At 64.9% G+C, this 15,660-nt stretch carries 13 protein-coding genes; 6 read left to right on the top strand and 7 right to left on the bottom strand.

What is annotated here, in order from left to right; genetic code table 11:
• Positions 1–124: 124 nt before the first annotated feature.
• Together KSS93_RS08205 and KSS93_RS08200 are read left to right on the top strand one after the other, a co-directional pair.
• The gene (locus tag KSS93_RS08205; protein ID WP_217887855.1) at positions 125–478 is read left to right on the top strand and encodes an MGMT family protein; all 354 of its coding nucleotides are present in this window, start codon (positions 125–127) and stop codon (positions 476–478) included.
• A gap of 43 nt (positions 479–521) precedes the next feature.
• Complete coding sequence (locus tag KSS93_RS08200) at positions 522–2,069, top strand: AmpG family muropeptide MFS transporter (RefSeq protein ID WP_217887854.1); 1,548 nt, start codon at positions 522–524, stop codon at positions 2,067–2,069.
• Between the two features lie 131 nt (positions 2,070–2,200).
• On the opposite strand, the gene KSS93_RS08195 is transcribed toward KSS93_RS08200, so the two are convergent.
• The 3 genes from KSS93_RS08195 to KSS93_RS08185 all read right to left on the bottom strand — a co-directional run bounded on the left by KSS93_RS08195 (position 2,201) and on the right by KSS93_RS08185 (position 5,019).
• The gene (locus KSS93_RS08195) at positions 2,201–3,439 is read right to left on the bottom strand and encodes an MFS transporter (RefSeq protein ID WP_217887853.1); all 1,239 of its coding nucleotides are present in this window, start codon (positions 3,437–3,439) and stop codon (positions 2,201–2,203) included.
• A gap of 160 nt (positions 3,440–3,599) precedes the next feature.
• The gene (locus KSS93_RS08190) at positions 3,600–4,442 is read right to left on the bottom strand and encodes a mechanosensitive ion channel family protein (protein ID WP_217887852.1); all 843 of its coding nucleotides are present in this window, start codon (positions 4,440–4,442) and stop codon (positions 3,600–3,602) included.
• A gap of 91 nt (positions 4,443–4,533) precedes the next feature.
• Positions 4,534–5,019, bottom strand: coding sequence for a YajQ family cyclic di-GMP-binding protein (locus KSS93_RS08185; RefSeq protein WP_217841927.1), 486 nt, complete (start codon positions 5,017–5,019; stop codon positions 4,534–4,536).
• Positions 5,020–5,122: 103 nt separating this feature from the next.
• Here KSS93_RS08185 and KSS93_RS08180 point away from each other — a divergent pair, with 103 nt between their 5' ends.
• Genes KSS93_RS08180 through KSS93_RS08170 form a run of 3 tightly spaced genes read left to right on the top strand, consistent with a single transcriptional unit; the run spans position 5,123 to position 8,664 of the window.
• Positions 5,123–6,040 (top strand): putative 2-dehydropantoate 2-reductase, encoded by a 918-nt coding sequence (locus KSS93_RS08180; RefSeq protein WP_217887851.1) that lies wholly within the window; start codon positions 5,123–5,125, stop codon positions 6,038–6,040.
• Between the two features lie 34 nt (positions 6,041–6,074).
• Complete coding sequence (locus KSS93_RS08175) at positions 6,075–8,096, top strand: sensor histidine kinase (protein WP_217887850.1); 2,022 nt, start codon at positions 6,075–6,077, stop codon at positions 8,094–8,096.
• 1 nt (position 8,097) lies between these two features.
• The gene (locus KSS93_RS08170) at positions 8,098–8,664 is read left to right on the top strand and encodes a cob(I)yrinic acid a,c-diamide adenosyltransferase (protein ID WP_217887849.1); all 567 of its coding nucleotides are present in this window, start codon (positions 8,098–8,100) and stop codon (positions 8,662–8,664) included.
• 263 nt (positions 8,665–8,927) lie between these two features.
• Here the strand turns inward: KSS93_RS08170 and KSS93_RS08165 are convergent, their stop codons facing one another.
• The 4 genes from KSS93_RS08165 to secA all read right to left on the bottom strand — a co-directional run bounded on the left by KSS93_RS08165 (position 8,928) and on the right by secA (position 14,776).
• Positions 8,928–9,872, bottom strand: a complete 945-nt coding sequence (locus KSS93_RS08165) for a Nudix family hydrolase (protein ID WP_217887848.1) — start codon at positions 9,870–9,872, stop codon at positions 8,928–8,930.
• Complete coding sequence (locus KSS93_RS08160; RefSeq protein WP_217887847.1) at positions 9,869–10,501, bottom strand: glutathione S-transferase family protein; 633 nt, start codon at positions 10,499–10,501, stop codon at positions 9,869–9,871. Before KSS93_RS08160 ends, KSS93_RS08165 begins: the two co-directional genes overlap by 4 nt.
• 156 nt (positions 10,502–10,657) lie before the next feature.
• Positions 10,658–11,875, bottom strand: a complete 1,218-nt coding sequence (argJ, locus tag KSS93_RS08155; RefSeq protein ID WP_217841921.1) for a bifunctional glutamate N-acetyltransferase/amino-acid acetyltransferase ArgJ — start codon at positions 11,873–11,875, stop codon at positions 10,658–10,660.
• Positions 11,876–12,040: 165 nt separating this feature from the next.
• Positions 12,041–14,776 (bottom strand): preprotein translocase subunit SecA, encoded by a 2,736-nt coding sequence (secA, locus tag KSS93_RS08150; protein ID WP_217887846.1) that lies wholly within the window; start codon positions 14,774–14,776, stop codon positions 12,041–12,043.
• Positions 14,777–15,106: 330 nt separating this feature from the next.
• Here secA and KSS93_RS08145 point away from each other — a divergent pair, with 330 nt between their 5' ends.
• A complete protein-coding gene (locus KSS93_RS08145) occupies positions 15,107–15,562 on the top strand; it encodes a DUF721 domain-containing protein (protein ID WP_217887845.1) in 456 nt (151 codons plus the stop codon).
• Positions 15,563–15,660 lie beyond the last annotated feature (98 nt).

Below are 15,660 nucleotides of genomic sequence, written 5' to 3'. Positions count from 1 at the left end.
AAAGCCGGGCATTATCCGGATACCCCGACCCTGAGCAACGACAGACCCAGCCCATGCCGATGAGTTCCGCTCTCATTCACCACCGCCGCCTGTCCGGTTTCATCCGCAGGCCAGGAATGCTCTGATGTCCGCCCTTACTCCCCCACCCCCGGAAAGCGCCGAAGCCCGACGGATGGCGCTGTATTCAGTGCTGGGCCAGGTGCCCGAAGGCAAGGTGGTCAGCTATGGCCAACTGGCCGAGCTGGCCGGCCTTGGCCGCGCCGCGCGCTGGGTCGGGCGCACCCTCGGGCAGTTGCCCCACGACACCCGCCTGCCCTGGCACCGGGTGCTGGGTGCCGGCGGGCGGCTGAGCCTGGCGCCGGGCACGCCGTCCGGCGACGAACAGCGCGCGCGGCTGCGCGCAGAGGGCGTGAATGTAGCCAATAATCGTGTGGATATGGCGCGCCATGGCTGGCGCCCGATGGAGCACAGCGGTTAGAGTGCGCGCTTTGTTTTCGCAAACTTGAGGCAGATGTTGGCCCATGCCCCGTAAAACCTGGCGCGCTGCGCTCGCTGCCTATGCCAGCCCGTCAACCTTGGTGTTGTTGTTGCTCGGCTTTGCCGCCGGCTTGCCCTACATGCTGGTGTTCTCCACGCTTTCGGTCTGGTTGCGCGAGGCTGGCGTTGCCCGCGAAACCATCGGCTACGCCAGCCTGATCGGCCTGGCCTATGCGTTCAAGTGGGTGTGGTCACCGCTGCTCGACCAATGGCGCCTGCCGCTGCTCGGCGGCATGGGCCGGCGCCGCTCGTGGCTGCTGCTTTCACAGATTCTGGTGGTGGTGGGCCTGCTGGGCATGGGCTTTTGCGACCCGCAAAAGCATCTGTCGTGGCTGATTGCCCTGGCGGTGCTGGTGGCCTTCGCCTCGGCCACCCAGGACATCGCCGTTGATGCCTATCGCCTGGAAATCGCCGACGACCAGCGCCAGGCTGCCCTGGCCGCCAGCTACATGGCCGGCTACCGGGTCGCTGCGCTGCTGGCAACCGCCGGTGCGCTGTTCTTCGCCGAATGGTTCGGCTCTACCGGTTTCAGCTACCTGCACAAGGCCTGGGCCAGCACTTACGTGCTGTTCGGCGTGCTGATGCTGCCGGCGCTGTTCACCACCCTGGTGATGCGCGAACCACCAGTGCCGCTGCGCACGCAATTGTCGGCAGCGCGCTACGGGCTGATGCACCAGATGGCTTCGGTGTTCGTGCTGATCATCCTGCTGGTGTCGGTACCGGCCAGCTTCACCCAGATGTTCAACACCGGCTGGTCAACGGTGGTTTCCGGTGAGGCCACGCCGCTGGACCTGCTGCTCGAAGACCGCGCCTTCCTGCGCCTGATCCTCTACGTGCTGCTGACCTGGGCCTGCCTGTCGAGCCTCGGCCGCCGCGGCCTGGCGCCGGTGCTCACGCCGATCAACGACTTCATCGCCCGCTACCGCTGGCAGGCCCTGCTGCTGCTCGGGCTGATCGCCACCTACCGCATGTCCGACACGGTCATGGGGGTGATGGCCAACGTGTTCTACATCGACATGGGCTTCACCAAGGACCAGATCGCCAGCGTCAGCAAGATCTTCGGCCTGATCATGACCCTGGTCGGTGCCGGTGCCGGCGGCCTGCTGATCGTGCGCTTCGGTATCCTGCCAATCCTGTTCATCGGCGGCCTGGCCTCGGCGGGCACCAACATCCTGTTCGTGATGCTGGCCGACATGGGCCCGAACCTGGAAATGCTGGTGGTGACCATCTCGCTGGACAACTTCAGCTCAGGCATGGCCACTTCGGCGTTCGTCGCCTACCTGTCGAGCCTGACCAACCTGAAGTTCTCGGCGACCCAATACGCCCTTTTGAGCTCGATCATGCTGCTGTTGCCGCGCTTGATCGGCGGGTATTCAGGGGTGATGGTGGAGAAGTTCGGCTACCACAACTTCTTCATGATCACCGCCCTGCTGGGCGTGCCGACGCTGATCCTGATCGCCCTGCACTGGCGCCAGGAAGCCGGGCGCGGCAAGCCCGCGCCGGTTGCTGATTCGGCGACCGAACAGCCCTGAGCAAATGCTTAATCCTGCACCGGCCCCTTCGCGGGCAAGCCCGCTCCCACAGGTTATCTGCTTGTTTCGACACAGCGCAGTACCTGTGGGAGCGGGCTTGCCCGCGAAAGGGCCGGTGCAGGTGAAAAAGATTACTGCACCACAGCCCCAGGCCGTCCACCCACCACGAACCACAGCGGCCACAACGCCATAGCCCCGGCGATACCTGCGCCCAAGGCAAAGTGCAGCAGGCTCGCCCCCGCACCCAGCATCGCCAGCACCGCGCCGCCCAAACCCAACAGCGCGATGGTGATCATGCCCAGCATGGCCGACACCAGCCCCTTGCTCTGCTCGCTGGCAAACAGCGTCATGCGGTACAGCACCGCGTTGGCCACCCCCAGCCCCAGCGCGTACAGCGACATGCCGGCCACCACGCTGGTCACCGTCGGCCACAGCCAGGTTGCCAGCACCATCAGGCATAGCCCGGCCAGGTACGGCGCCAGCGCACCACGCACCAGAGCCGGCAACGGGAAGCGGTCGGCAATGCGGTTGATGATCAGGTTACCGAGGATCAGCCCGCCGAACACTGGCAACTGCCACAGCGCGTATTCCATGGTGCTCAGGCCCTCGTCGTGAATCAGCAGCACCGGCGACAGGCCGATCCAACCAATCAGCGGCAGGCCCACCAGCCCCAGCGCCGCGCTGCCAGCGACGAACTTGCGATTGGCCAGCAGTTGGCCGTAACCGGCCAGCAGCGGCAGCAGGTGGATGGGCGTGAACGCCAGGCGCGAGCCGTCGCGGCGCTCCACCCCCAAGGTCTCGGGCATCAGGCGGTACAGCAGCAGCCAGCAGGCCACCGCGCCCACGGCAAAGGCGACGAACAGCCAGCGCCAGTCCAGCCACTGCAGCATCAGGGTGCCCACCAGCGGCCCGAGCAGCGGCGACAGCAGCGCGATGTTGGCCAGCAAGGCCATCATGCGTACCGCGTCGGCCTCGCTGAACGCCTCGTTGAGCGCCGGGTAGCTGACCGTCACCACAAAGCCCAGGCCAATGCCCTGCAGCAGGCGCAGCAGGTTGAACAGGCCGATATCGTGCACCCAGAAGGTCGCCAGGCAAGCGCCGCCGAAGAACACGCAGCCGGCCAGCAGCAGCGGGCGCCGGCCATAGCGGTCGGCCAGCGGGCCGATCAGCCACTGCAGCAGCACCCCGCCCAGCAGGTACAGGTTGAGGGCGTGGGGGATGAATTCGGGGCTGGCCTTCAGGTCGTCGACCACCACCGGCATGGCCGGCATGACCGCGTCGCTGGCCAGGTACGTGAGCAGCTCGAACAGCGCAAGGGTCAGCCCGAACAGCAAGGCGCGCAGGGGGGTGATGTACAGCAGTGGTTTCATGGTGGCTATCAGGTGCAGGCAGGTGTGGGCAGGTTATATGCCAGAAATGGCAGGGATTGGCTGTGAACAAGTGTAAGGGGGCAAAAGCATCGCGGGGCAAGCCCGCTCCCACGCCATAAACGTGAGAGCGGGCTTGCCCCGCGATAGCTGCTGAAACAGGTTACTGCGGGGCAGCCTCCTGCACCACGCGGATCACCCGCTGCGGAAAGGGAATGTCGATACCCTCGGCCTTGAGCCGGTCGCGCGCATGCTCGTTGAGCATGAACATCACATCCCAGTAGTCCGAGGTCTTGGTCCACAGGCGCAGCGACACGGTGATCGAGCTGTCGCCCAGTGTGGCCACCACTGCCTGCGGTGCAGGGTCGGCCAGTACCCGGGGGTCTTTGGCCAGCTCCAGCAACACGTTACGGGCCTTCTGCAGGTCAGCCTCGTAGTCCACGCCCACATCGAACACCACCTTGCGCGTCGGCTGGCGGTTAGTGTTGGTGATGATGCCGTTGGACAGGCTGCCGTTGGGCATGATCACCGTCTTGTTGTCACCGGTGCGCAGCACGGTGTGGAAGATCTGGATGCTGTCCACGGTGCCGCTCACGCCCTGCGCCTCGATCCAGTCACCGATGCGGAACGGGCGGAACATCAAGATCAGCACACCACCGGCGAAGTTCGCCAGGCTGCCCTGCAGCGCCAGACCAATGGCCAGGCCTGCGGCACCGATGGCGGCGACGAACGAGGTGGTCTCGATGCCGATCATCGACGCCACGCTGACGAACAGCAGGATCTTCAGCACGATGTTGGCCAGGGTGCTGATGAAGCCCTGCAAGGCCAGGTCGGTGTTGCGCAGGCCCACCAGCTTGCCCAGGCGCGCGCTCAGCTTGTTGACGATCCACCAGCCGATGGCCAGGGTCAGCAGTGCAAGCAGCACCCGGCTGCCGTACTCCATGATCAGCGGAATCCAGGTTTGCGACTGGCGTACCAGCTGGTCGACCTCTGCGTTCAAATCCATAGTCATCTCCTGAAACCGGGCCGCCTCGGACTCAGCGGCCCTGAACCCACATGGACATCATTGCGCCAGCTGGGTTCAGGCATCGCTCCAATCAGTCGCGGAAGTTGTTGAACTGCAGCGGCATGTCGAATTCCTTGGTGCGCAGCAGGGCGATGGCTTCCTGCAGGTCGTCGCGCTTCTTGCCGGTAACCCGTACCTGCTCGCCCTGGATGGCGGCCTGCACCTTCAGCTTGCCATCCTTGATGGTGGCGACGATCTTCTTGGCAAGGTCCTTGTCGATACCCTCGCGGAACTTGGCTTCCTGCTTTTTCTCTTTACCCGAGGCGTACGGGTCCTGGGTTTCCAGGCACTTGACGTCGATCTTGCGCTTGACCAGCGCCAGGCGCAGGATCTCCAGCATGGCTTCGAGCTGGAACTCCTCCTCGGCGGTCAGCAGTACGGTCTGCTCCTTGTCCTTGAACTCGAAGGTGCCCTTGCCCTTGAGGTCGTAGCGGCGGTCGAGGTCCTTGATGGCGTTGTCGACGGCGTTCTGCACTTCGTGCTTGTCCAGTTCCGATACCACGTCGAACGAAGGCATGGGGTGTTCTCCATAAAATGAACGCGCGCTCGGCCTGAAGATGGAGCGCGTCTGCGTTGGATGGTTAAAATGCGGGCTCATTATAACGGGTTGCGAAACGCAGATGAGCAGCACCTGGCATATTCTCGGCGCCGGTAGCCTCGGCAGCCTCTGGGCCTGCCGCCTGGCCCGTACCGGCAAGGCGGTGCGCCTGATCCTGCGCGACGACCGGCGCCTGGCCGACTATCAGGCCGCAGGCCGGCTGACCCTGGTCGAACAGGCGCACACCAGCCATTTCGCGATCCCCGCCGAAACCGCTGGCGCCGCCGGCCCCATCCATCGCCTGCTGGTAGCCTGCAAGGCCTACGACGCCGCCCTTGGCGTAGCGCAGTTGCTGCCCCGGCTGGCCCCGGGCGCCGAGCTGGTGCTGCTGCAAAACGGCCTGGGCAGCCAGGACGAGGTGGCCGAGGTTGCGCCCCACGCCCGCTGCATCTTCGCCTCAAGCACCGAGGGCGCATTCCGTGAAAACGACTGGCAGGTGCGCTTTGCCGGCCACGGTTTCAACTGGCTGGGCGACCCGGCCAACCCTGCCCTGCCCGCCTGGTTCGACGACCTGCACGATGCCGGCATCCCGGCGCAGTGGAGCCTGGACATCCTCACCCGCCTGTGGCGCAAGCTGGCGCTGAACTGCGCGATCAACCCGCTGACCGTACTGCACGGCTGCCAGAACGGCGGCCTGCTCGGGCACCTGGCCGAGGTCGAAGCGCTGGGCGCCGAGCTTGCCGAACTGCTGCGACGTTGCGACCAGCCCGAGGCGGCCGCGGACCTGGGCGAAGAAATACAGCGGGTGATCCTCGCCACCGCCGCCAACTACTCTTCCATGTACCAGGATGTGCGTGCCGGCCGGCGCACCGAGATCCACTACCTGCTCGGCCATGCCTGCCGCACCGCCGCCCGCCATGGCGTGGCGGTGCCCGGGCTTGAACAGTTGCACCAACGCCTGGTCGATAGCCTGACGGCGCGCGGCCTGCCAAGCGCCTGAGCCCCTTTCAACGGACACGGAAGCTGCCTTGCCCATGACCCTGCGCCAACGCCTGGAAAACCTCCCGGTCGGGCAAAAACTGCTGGCAGCCCTGCTGGTGCTGCTGGTGACCATTTTGCTGGTGGCCAACCTGGCCTTCATCAGCGCCGCCTACTGGATCACCCAGGAGAGCATGGCGCCCCAGGCCTTGCAGACCATCGGCAAGCTGGTGTCCAACCCGCAGCTGTCGGCCCGCGCCGGCGACAACCCGGATACCGCCACGGCGCTGCTCAAGGAGCTGGACAGCTACTCGCCGCTACGCGCCGCAGCCCTGTACGGCAGCGACGGGCGCATGCTGGCGCAGTTGCAGCATGGCGAGCCGCTGGCCCTGCCCAAGCGCTTTCGCAACATCGATGGCTGGCGGCTCATGGAGTTTCGCAGCACCCAACTGATTCGCCTGCCCCGCGAAGGCAGCCCGCCCTCCCACCTGCTGCTGGTGGCCAGCAGCGAGCTGCCCACGGCGTTCTATACCGGCACCCTGTCGGCCAGCCTGGCCATCCTGGTGTTCAGCATCGTGCTGTGGATGCTCATCGCCCGGCAGATCAAGCGCCTGATCACCCTGCCGATCAACCGGCTGGAAGAGCTCACCCGCCAGGTCACCCGCGAAGAAAGCTACGCCCTGCGTGCCCAGCGCGGCAACGACGACGAGATCGGCAGCCTGGCCCAGGCGTTCAACACCATGCTGTCGCGCATCGAGGCCCGCGAGCAGCAGCTCAAGCGCACCCGCGACGAGTTCCAGAGCGCCTACGACCAGGCCCAGGGCCTGGCTGAAGAAACCCGCCACACCAACCGCAAGCTGGAGCTGGAAGTCCAGGTGCGCAGCAAGATCGAAAAAAAGCTCACCGGCTTTCAGAACTACCTCAACAGCATCATCGACTCGATGCCCTCGGCACTGATAGCCCTCGACGAGCAGTTGTACGTTACCCAGTGGAACCACGAAGCCACGGTGCTCTCTGGCACGCCCCTGGACGAAGCACTGAACCAGCCGATCTTCCTCGCCTTCGAGCCGCTCAAACCGTTTTTGCCGCAGCTCAAGGAAAGCGTCGAGAAGCACCGGGTGGCGAAGATCGAACGGGTCACCTGGCCGAAGGGCGACGACGCCCGCCACTACGCCTTGACGTTCTACCCGCTGACCGGTGGCGGCGGGCGCGGGGTGGTGATCCGCATCGACGACATCACCCAGCGCCTGTCGCTGGAAGAAATGATGGTGCAGTCGGAAAAGATGCTCTCGGTCGGCGGCCTGGCTGCGGGCATGGCCCACGAAATCAACAACCCGCTGGGGGCGATCTTGCACAACGTGCAGAACATCCGCCGGCGCCTGTCGCCGGAGCTGCCGCGCAACCAGGAACAGGCCGACGAGCTGGGCATCGACCTGGCCCGCGTCAACAAGTACTTAGGCAGCCGCGAGGTGCCGCAGCTACTGGACGGCATTCAGCAGGCCGGCGCGCGGGCGGCAAAAATCGTCACCCACATGCTCAGCTTCAGCCGCCGCAGCAACCGCCAGCTGGCCCCCTGTGACCTGCCGGCGCTGATCGACCAGGCGGTGGACATCGCCGGCAACGACTTCGACCTGACCATTGGTTTTGACTTCAAGGGCCAGGCCATCGTGCGCCAGTTCGACCCGCAGCTGGGCCCGGTGCCGTGCACCGCCAACGAACTGGAGCAGGTGCTGCTGAACCTGTTGAAGAACGCCGCCCAGGCCATCCACCAGCGCCCGCAGCCGAGCGAGCCGGGGCGCATCACCCTGCGCACCCGGCTCAACCCGCCGTGGGCGGAAATCCAGATCGAGGACAACGGCATCGGCATGCCAGAGGCCGTGCGCAAGCGCACCTTCGAGCCGTTCTTCACCACCAAGGAGATCGGCCAGGGCACAGGGCTTGGGCTTTCGGTGTCGTACTTCATCATTACCAACAATCACAAAGGGCAGATGGAGGTGCACTCCACCCCCGGCCAGGGCACCTGCTTCACCCTGCGCCTGCCCCTGGGTACGGCCCAGCCGGCCCGTACGGAGACCTGACATGGGCAACCGCCTGACGAAAATCTACACCCGCACCGGCGACAAGGGCGAAACCGGCCTGGGCGATGGCCGCCGCGTGCCCAAGGACCACCCGCGCGTCAAGGCCATGGGCGAGGTGGACACCCTCAACAGCCAGCTCGGGGTGTTGCTGGCCGGGCTGGCCGAGGCCGGTATCAGCGAGGTGAGCGAGGTACTTGCGCCATGCCAGCACCGACTGTTCGACCTTGGTGGCGAGCTGGCCATGCCCAGTTACCAGGCGCTGAATGCGCTGGAGGTCGAGCGCCTGGAACGGGCCATCGATGTGTGGAATGAGGAGCTCGGGCCGCTGAAGAACTTCATCCTGCCCGGCGGTTCGGCGCTGGTGGCCCAGGCCCATGTGTGCCGCAGCGTGGCGCGGGCGGCGGAGCGGCGGTGCCAGCAGTTGAATGCGGTCGAGCCGCTGGAGGGGGTTGGGCTGGCTTACATCAACCGGCTGTCTGACCTGTTGTTCGTGGCGGCCAGGATCATCGGGCGGCGGCAGGGGGTGGATGAGGTGTTGTGGCAGGCGGCCGCTCGGCCTGAAGGCTGAAATAGCAATCGCCGACAAGCCGGCTCCAACAGGTAGGGCACTGACCTGAAGCTCATGCAATCCCTGTGGGAGCAACTGTCTTGCTCAATTTCTAAAAGCTGGCGCGATCCCTGTGGGAGCGGGCTTGCCCGCGAACACGGGCGAAGCCCGTGCCAAGCCCCGCGGTGCTCGCGGCTAAAGCCGCTCCCACAGAATCTTCGTTAAATCAACGAGTTGTGATTTGTTCCATAGGAGCCGGCTTGCCGGCGATTCATGCAGGCGAATCAAACCTCAGGCCAGAACGCCCGAATACCTGCCACACCCTGCGCCCCGGCCTGCCAGGCCTGGTCGCGCTCACCCGGCCCAACCCCACCCAACAGATACACCGGCTGATTGATCGTACCGATCAACCGCTGCGCCTCATCCCACCCCAGCGGCACTGCCTCGGGGTGGGTCTGGGTGGCCTGCACCGGCGACAGGGTGACGAAATCCACGCCCATCTGCTCGGCCAGCGCCAGTTCCTCGGCGTTGTGGCAGGACGCTGCCAACCAGCGCTCTTTCGGGAAAGGCCGGCCCTTGGCCGCGTACTTGCGCAACTGCGCGGCAGTCAGGTGCCAGCCGGCGGAAGGGAAGTCACCCAGCCATTCAAGCGGGCCCTTGAGCATCAACTGCGCCTTGCCGGCGCACAGGCCCACCGCGTCCACCGCCACATCGCGGTACTTAGGGTCGTACATGTCCGGGGCGCGCAGCTGGATCAGGCGAATGCCACTGGCCACGGCCTTCTGGATGCCCTTGAGCATCTGCGGCACTTCCAGCCCGTCAGGGGTGATCAGGTACTGGTCGGGCAGGCGCGCGGCGGCGACGATCGGCTTGTTGGCCTCGGGGAATTCGTACTGGCCCAGGTCGCGCGGTGCTACCCAGGCCAGGGGCTGGCCTTCGGCGCCGTGGGGCTCGCCGGTAAAGGCATCGACCTCGCGCACGTCCAGCAACACCTGCTTGTCCGGGTAGTCATGGCTGACCTTGATCAGCGGGCGCGAGCGGCTGACCTCGATGCCGAGCTCCTCGCGCAATTCACGGGCCAGCGCCGCCTCGACGCCCTCACCGTCCTCCACCTTGCCGCCGGGGAACTCCCACAGGCCGCCCTGGTGCTGGGTGTCGGCGCGGCGGGCGATGAGAATGCGCCCGTCGGCGCCGCGAATGACCGCTGCTACAACATGAATCCGTTTCACCCTTCACGCTCCGCGAGGCCAGCTTGCTGCCAGGCCTGGAAGGCCGGCCACTGGTAGATGGTTTCGATATAAGCCGCCGCCTCTGCCGGCACAGCCACCCGGTAGGTGCGCAGGCGCACCGCCACCGGGGCGAAGAAGGCATCAGCCAGGGTTGGCCGGCCGAACAGGAACGGGCCGCTGTCCTTGGCCAGCAGGCGGCATTCGGCCCACAGCGCGACGATGCGGTCGATGTCCACCTGCACGTCCAGGGGGATGCTTTCCAGCGCCTGGTCGCGGGACAGGTCGAACGGCATGGCGCCGCGCAGGGCGAAAAAGCCGCTGTGCATCTGCGCGCAGGCAGAGCGAGCCTGGGCCCGGGCAGCCACGTCTTGCGGCCACAGTTGCGCGTCCGGGTGTTGTTCGTTGAGGTATTCGGCGATGGCCAGGGAGTCGGCGATCACGCCGTGACCGGTCTTGAGCAGCGGCACCTTGCCGGTGGCAGAGAACGCCAGCAGGCGTTGGCGGGTGTCGGGCTGGTTGAGTTTGACCAGGGTTTCATCGTACGCCACGCCGGCCAGCTCGAGGGCTAGGGCGCCGCGTAGCGACCAGGAGGAATACAGCTTGTCGCCGATGATCAGGTGGTAGCTCATGGGGCGGCTCCATTGAGTTGGCAATTGCAATGCCCGATGGCTGCTGCGCAGCCGTTCGCGGGCAAGCCCGCTCCCACAGGGACCGCACCGCTGCCACAGGCCATGGATCACCTGTGGGAGCGGGCTTGCCCGCGAAGGGGCCTTCGGATCAATACATCAGGTGCGGTATTCGGCGTTGATCTTCACGTACTCGTGGGACAGGTCGGTGGTCCAGATGGTTTCGCTGCACTGGCCACGGCCCAGCTCGATACGGATGGTGATCTCTTCCTGGGCCATCACCTTGGAGCCTTGCTCTTCGGTGTAGCTCGGGCTGCGCCCGCCTTGGCTTGCGATGCACACGTCACCCAGGAACACGTCGATCAGGCTGACATCCAGTTCGGGCACGCCGGCACGGCCGACGGCGGCAAGGATGCGGCCCCAGTTGGGGTCGGAGGCGAACAGCGCGGTCTTGATCAGCGGCGAGTGGGCCACGGCGTAGCCGACGTCCAGGCATTCCTGGTGATTGGCGCCGCCGTTCACCTGCACAGTGACGAACTTGGTGGCGCCTTCGCCGTCACGGACGATGGCCTGGGCCACTTCCATGCACACTTCGAACACGGCCTTTTTCAGCGCTTCGAACAGCGCGCCGCGGGCTTCGGTGACTTCCGGCAGGTTGGCCTTGCCGGTGGCGATCAGCATGCAGCAGTCGTTGGTCGAGGTGTCGCCGTCGATGGTGATGCGGTTGAACGACTTGTTGGCGCCGTCGAGCATCAAATCCTTGAGCACAGCAGGTGCGACCTTGGCGTCGGTGGCGATGTAGCCGAGCATGGTGGCCATGTTCGGGCGGATCATGCCGGCGCCCTTGCTGATACCGGTGACGGTGACGGTCACGCCATCGTGCTGGAACTGGCGGCTGGCACCCTTGGGCAGGGTGTCGGTGGTCATGATGCCGGTGGCCGCTTCAGCCCAGTGGTTCTCCGACAGGTTGTCCAGAGCGGCCTGCAGGGCGCCTTCGATCTTCTCGACCGGCAGTGGCTCGCCGATCACGCCGGTGGAGAAAGGCAGTACCGATTCGGCCGGTACACCGGCAAGTTCGGCCAGCTTGGCGCAGGTACGCTCGGCGGCGGCCAGGCCCGGGGCGCCGGTGCCGGCGTTGGCGTTGCCGGTGTTGGTCAACAGGTAACGCACGGTGCCCTGCACACGCTGCTTGCTGAGGATCACCGGGGCGGCGCAGAAGGCGTTCAAGGTGAACACGCCGGCCACGCTGGAGCCTTCGGCGCAGCGCATCACCACTACGTCCTTGCGCCCAGGGCGCTTGATGCCGGCCGAGGCGATGCCGAGTTCGAAACCGGGAACCGGGTGCAGGGTGGGCAGGGGACCAAGACCAACAGCCATTAGAGCGCTCCTAGAAATTTTGTGGGAATTGAAGGGGCCGCTGTGCGGCCCTTTCGCGGCACAAGGCCGCTCCTACAGGGTTGTTGCGATTCCCTGTAGGAGCGGCCTTGTGTCGCGATGGGCTGCAAAGCAGCCCCGGGATCTCAAGCCAGGGGTGAGGTCAGATCACTCGATCTGCCCGTGGCAGTGCTTGAACTTCTTGCCCGAGCCACACCAGCACGGCTCGTTGCGGCCCAGCTTCATGTCGTTGCGCACCGGGGCAGAGGCTACGGCGACTTCGGCGCCCTCCTCGGCCAGTTGCTCGCCTTCAAGGCCTGGTGCAGCGGCATGCTGGAACTGCATGCGGCTGGCCAGCTCCTCGGCTTCGCGGCGCAGGCGGGCTTCTTCTTCGACCGGGTCTTCGCGGCGTACCTGAACGTGCGACAGCACGCGGATGGTGTCGCGCTTGATCGACTCCAGCAGCTCCTGGAACAGGGTGAACGACTCGCGCTTGTACTCCTGCTTCGGGTTCTTTTGGGCGTAGCCGCGCAGATGGATACCGTGGCGCAGGTGGTCCATGGTCGACAGGTGGTCTTTCCACAGGTCGTCCAGCACGCGCAGCAGGATCTGCTTCTCGAAGGTACGCAGGGCGTCGAGGCCGGCCTGGTCTTCCTTCTCGTTGTAGGCGTCGGTGATTTCCTTGAGCAGCTTCTCGCGCAGGGTTTCCTCGTAGAGGTGGTCGTCCTCGTCGAGCCACTGCTGGATCGGCAGCTTCAGGGCGAAATCGCTGGCCAGCGAAGCTTCCAGGCCGGCCACGTCCCACTGCTCGGGCAGCGACTGCGGCGGGATGTGCTGGCTGATGGTGGCGTCGAGCACTTCCTGGCGAAACTCGGCGATGGTGTCGCCGATGTTTTCTGCGGCCAGCAGGCTGTTGCGCATGTGGTAGATCACCTTGCGCTGTTCGTTGGCCACGTCGTCGTATTCGAGCAGCTGTTTACGAATGTCGAAGTTGCGGCCTTCGACCTTGCGCTGAGCCTTCTCGATGGCGTTGGTGACCATGCGGTGCTCGATGGCCTCGCCGGACTGCATGCCCAGGGCCTTCATGAAGTTCTTCACCCGGTCAGAGGCGAAGATGCGCATCAGGCTGTCTTCCAGCGACAGGTAGAAGCGGCTGGAGCCGGCATCACCCTGGCGGCCGGCACGGCCACGCAGCTGGTTGTCGATACGCCGCGATTCGTGGCGCTCGGAGGCGATCACGTGCAGGCCACCGGCCTCCAGCACTTGCTGGTGACGCTTTTGCCAGTCGGCCTTGATCTGCGCGATCTGCTCGGCGGTGGGGTTTTCCAGGGCGGCGACTTCGGCCTCCCAGTTACCACCCAGCAGAATGTCGGTACCACGGCCGGCCATGTTGGTGGCGATGGTCAGTGCACCCGGGGCACCGGCCTGGGCGATGATCTCGGCTTCTTTTTCGTGGTACTTGGCGTTCAGTACCTTGTGGTCGATACCTTCCTTCTTGAGCAGGTTGGACATGTGCTCGGAGGTTTCGATGGTCGCGGTACCGACCAGCACCGGGCGGCCCTGGCCCATGCTTTCCTTGATGTCGGCGACGATCGCGGCGTACTTCTCTTCGGCGGTCAGGTACACCAGGTCGTTGAAGTCCTTGCGCGCCAGCGGCTTGTTCGGCGGGATCACCATCACGTTGAGGGCGTAGATCGACTGGAACTCGAACGCTTCGGTGTCGGCGGTACCGGTCATGCCGGACAGCTTGGTGTACAGGCGGAAGTAGTTCTGGAAGGTGGTCGAAGCCAGGGTCTGGCTCTCGGCCTGGATGTTCAGGTTTTCTTTCGCTTCGATGGCCTGGTGCAGGCCCTCGGACAGGCGACGGCCCGGCATGGTACGGCCGGTGTGCTCGTCGATCAGCAGGATCTGACCTTCCTGGACGATGTACTCGACGTTGCGGTGGAACAGCTTGTGGGCACGCAGGCCGGCGTAGACGTGGGTCAGCAGGCCGAGGTTGTGCGCCGAGTACAGGCTCTCGCCCTCGGCCAGCAGGCCCGACTGGGTCAGCATGTCTTCGATGAACTGGTGACCGGCTTCGTTGAGCTCGACCTGGCGGCTCTTCTCGTCGATGGTGAAATGGCCTTCTTGCGTGACCTGGCCTTCGACTTCTTCGATGTGTTGGGTGAGGCGCGGGATCAGACGGTTGATCTCGATGTACAGTTTGCTGCTGTCTTCGGCCTGGCCGGAGATGATCAGCGGGGTGCGCGCTTCGTCGATGAGGATGGAGTCGACTTCGTCGATCACGGCGAAGTTCAGCTCACGCTGGAACTTCTCGTCCTGGCTGAACGCCATGTTGTCGCGCAGGTAGTCGAAACCGAATTCGTTGTTGGTGCCGTAGGTGATGTCGGCGGCGTAGGCAGCGCGCTTTTCTTCCGGCGGCTGGAACGCCGAGACGATGCCCACGTTCAGGCCGAGGAATTCGTACAGCGGGCGCATCCAGTTGGCGTCGCGGCGGGCCAGGTAGTCGTTGACCGTGACCACGTGCACGCCCTTGCCGGACAGCGCGTTCAGATACACGGCCAGGGTACCGACCAAGGTCTTGCCTTCACCGGTACGCATTTCTGCGATCATGCCTTCGTGCAAGGTCATGCCGCCGATCAGCTGGACGTCGAAGTGGCGCATGCCCATGACACGCTTGCCGGCCTCACGGGCCACGGCGAAGGCTTCAGGCAACAGCTGGTCGAGGGTTTCGCCTTTGGCCAGGCGCTCTTTGAACTCTGCGGTCTTGCCCCGCAGCTGCTCATCCGAGAGGGCCACCATCTTCTCTTCGAAGGCATTGACGGCACTTACCGTCTTGAGCATGCGTTTGATTTCACGCTCGTTCTTGCTTCCAAAAAGTTTTTTTAACAAAGGCGCAAACATATCGGCAGGATCTTCCACACGTAGGGATGGAGGGCGGCCCCATGAGTCGCCCGTGCAGCCCTGAGGCCGCATGCGAACGAGCATTCTACCCGGAAACGATGGTGAGGAAAGTGGTGGATTTCCACGATGCTGGCACAGCGCTTTTAGGGGGCCTGACTAACATAGGGGCTTTTTCTGCAAGTTCAAGGTGCGTGAAGATGAAACGTATCGAGAATGACTTGCATCAATTTTCGATCTTGAGGGCCCTATCGCCGGCAAGCCGGCTCCTGCAGGCCGTCGGGCGCAGCGCATCTGGTAGACTGCCGGTCTTGTAACCTGTCGCGAACCTCCATGGCCTACAAACCCTCCTCCGCCCACCTGCCCTCGGCCCTGCTGCGCAAGGCACGCCCGCTGCGCCTGCTGCTTAACCAGGCCGAGCGCCTGGAGCACCTGCAGCGCCTGCTGGAAAGCCAGCTGCAGCCGGCGGCGCGCGAGCACTGCCATGTGGCGTCGTGGAAGGAAGGCACCTTGTTGTTAGTGGTGACCGATGGCCACTGGGCCACCCGCCTGCGCTACCAGCAAAAGCGCCTGCAACGCCAGTTGCAGGCGATGGAAGCGTTCGCCAACCTGAGCCGCATCCTGTTCAAGGTGCAGCCGCCGCTGGTGCCGGCCAAGCGCGGCGGGCACGGGCCTGAGCTCTCGGAAAACGCCGCGCAGGGCATTCGCGGCTCAGCCGAAGGCATCAGCGACCCGAAGCTCAAGGCAGCGCTGGAGCGCCTGGCGGCGCACGCCCAAAGCAAGAGCTGACCCCTCACCCTGGACTCAATGCAATCCCTGTAGGAGCGGCCTTGACCAGTTCACCTTGCCGGGGCGCTCCTACAGGAGGACTGCGGCGGGCATAAAAA

Origin of the sequence: Pseudomonas xanthosomatis (assembly GCF_019139835.1) — a bacterium.
GTDB classification, from domain to species: domain Bacteria; phylum Pseudomonadota; class Gammaproteobacteria; order Pseudomonadales; family Pseudomonadaceae; genus Aquipseudomonas; species Aquipseudomonas fakonensis.
This window is presented reverse-complemented; position numbering and strand designations above follow the sequence as displayed.

Coding starts and splice junctions, on each gene's coding strand:
- KSS93_RS08205 (WP_217887855.1), top strand. CDS start 125: ATGTCCGCCCTTACTCCCCCACCCCCGGAAAGCGCCGAAGCCCGACGG.
- KSS93_RS08200 (WP_217887854.1), top strand. CDS start 522: ATGCCCCGTAAAACCTGGCGCGCTGCGCTCGCTGCCTATGCCAGCCCG.
- KSS93_RS08195 (WP_217887853.1), bottom strand. CDS start 3,439: ATGAAACCACTGCTGTACATCACCCCCCTGCGCGCCTTGCTGTTCGGG.
- KSS93_RS08190 (WP_217887852.1), bottom strand. CDS start 4,442: ATGGATTTGAACGCAGAGGTCGACCAGCTGGTACGCCAGTCGCAAACC.
- KSS93_RS08185 (WP_217841927.1), bottom strand. CDS start 5,019: ATGCCTTCGTTCGACGTGGTATCGGAACTGGACAAGCACGAAGTGCAG.
- KSS93_RS08180 (WP_217887851.1), top strand. CDS start 5,123: ATGAGCAGCACCTGGCATATTCTCGGCGCCGGTAGCCTCGGCAGCCTC.
- KSS93_RS08175 (WP_217887850.1), top strand. CDS start 6,075: ATGACCCTGCGCCAACGCCTGGAAAACCTCCCGGTCGGGCAAAAACTG.
- KSS93_RS08170 (WP_217887849.1), top strand. CDS start 8,098: ATGGGCAACCGCCTGACGAAAATCTACACCCGCACCGGCGACAAGGGC.
- KSS93_RS08160 (WP_217887847.1), bottom strand. CDS start 10,501: ATGAGCTACCACCTGATCATCGGCGACAAGCTGTATTCCTCCTGGTCG.
- argJ (WP_217841921.1), bottom strand. CDS start 11,875: ATGGCTGTTGGTCTTGGTCCCCTGCCCACCCTGCACCCGGTTCCCGGT.
- secA (WP_217887846.1), bottom strand. CDS start 14,776: ATGTTTGCGCCTTTGTTAAAAAAACTTTTTGGAAGCAAGAACGAGCGT.
- KSS93_RS08145 (WP_217887845.1), top strand. CDS start 15,107: ATGGCCTACAAACCCTCCTCCGCCCACCTGCCCTCGGCCCTGCTGCGC.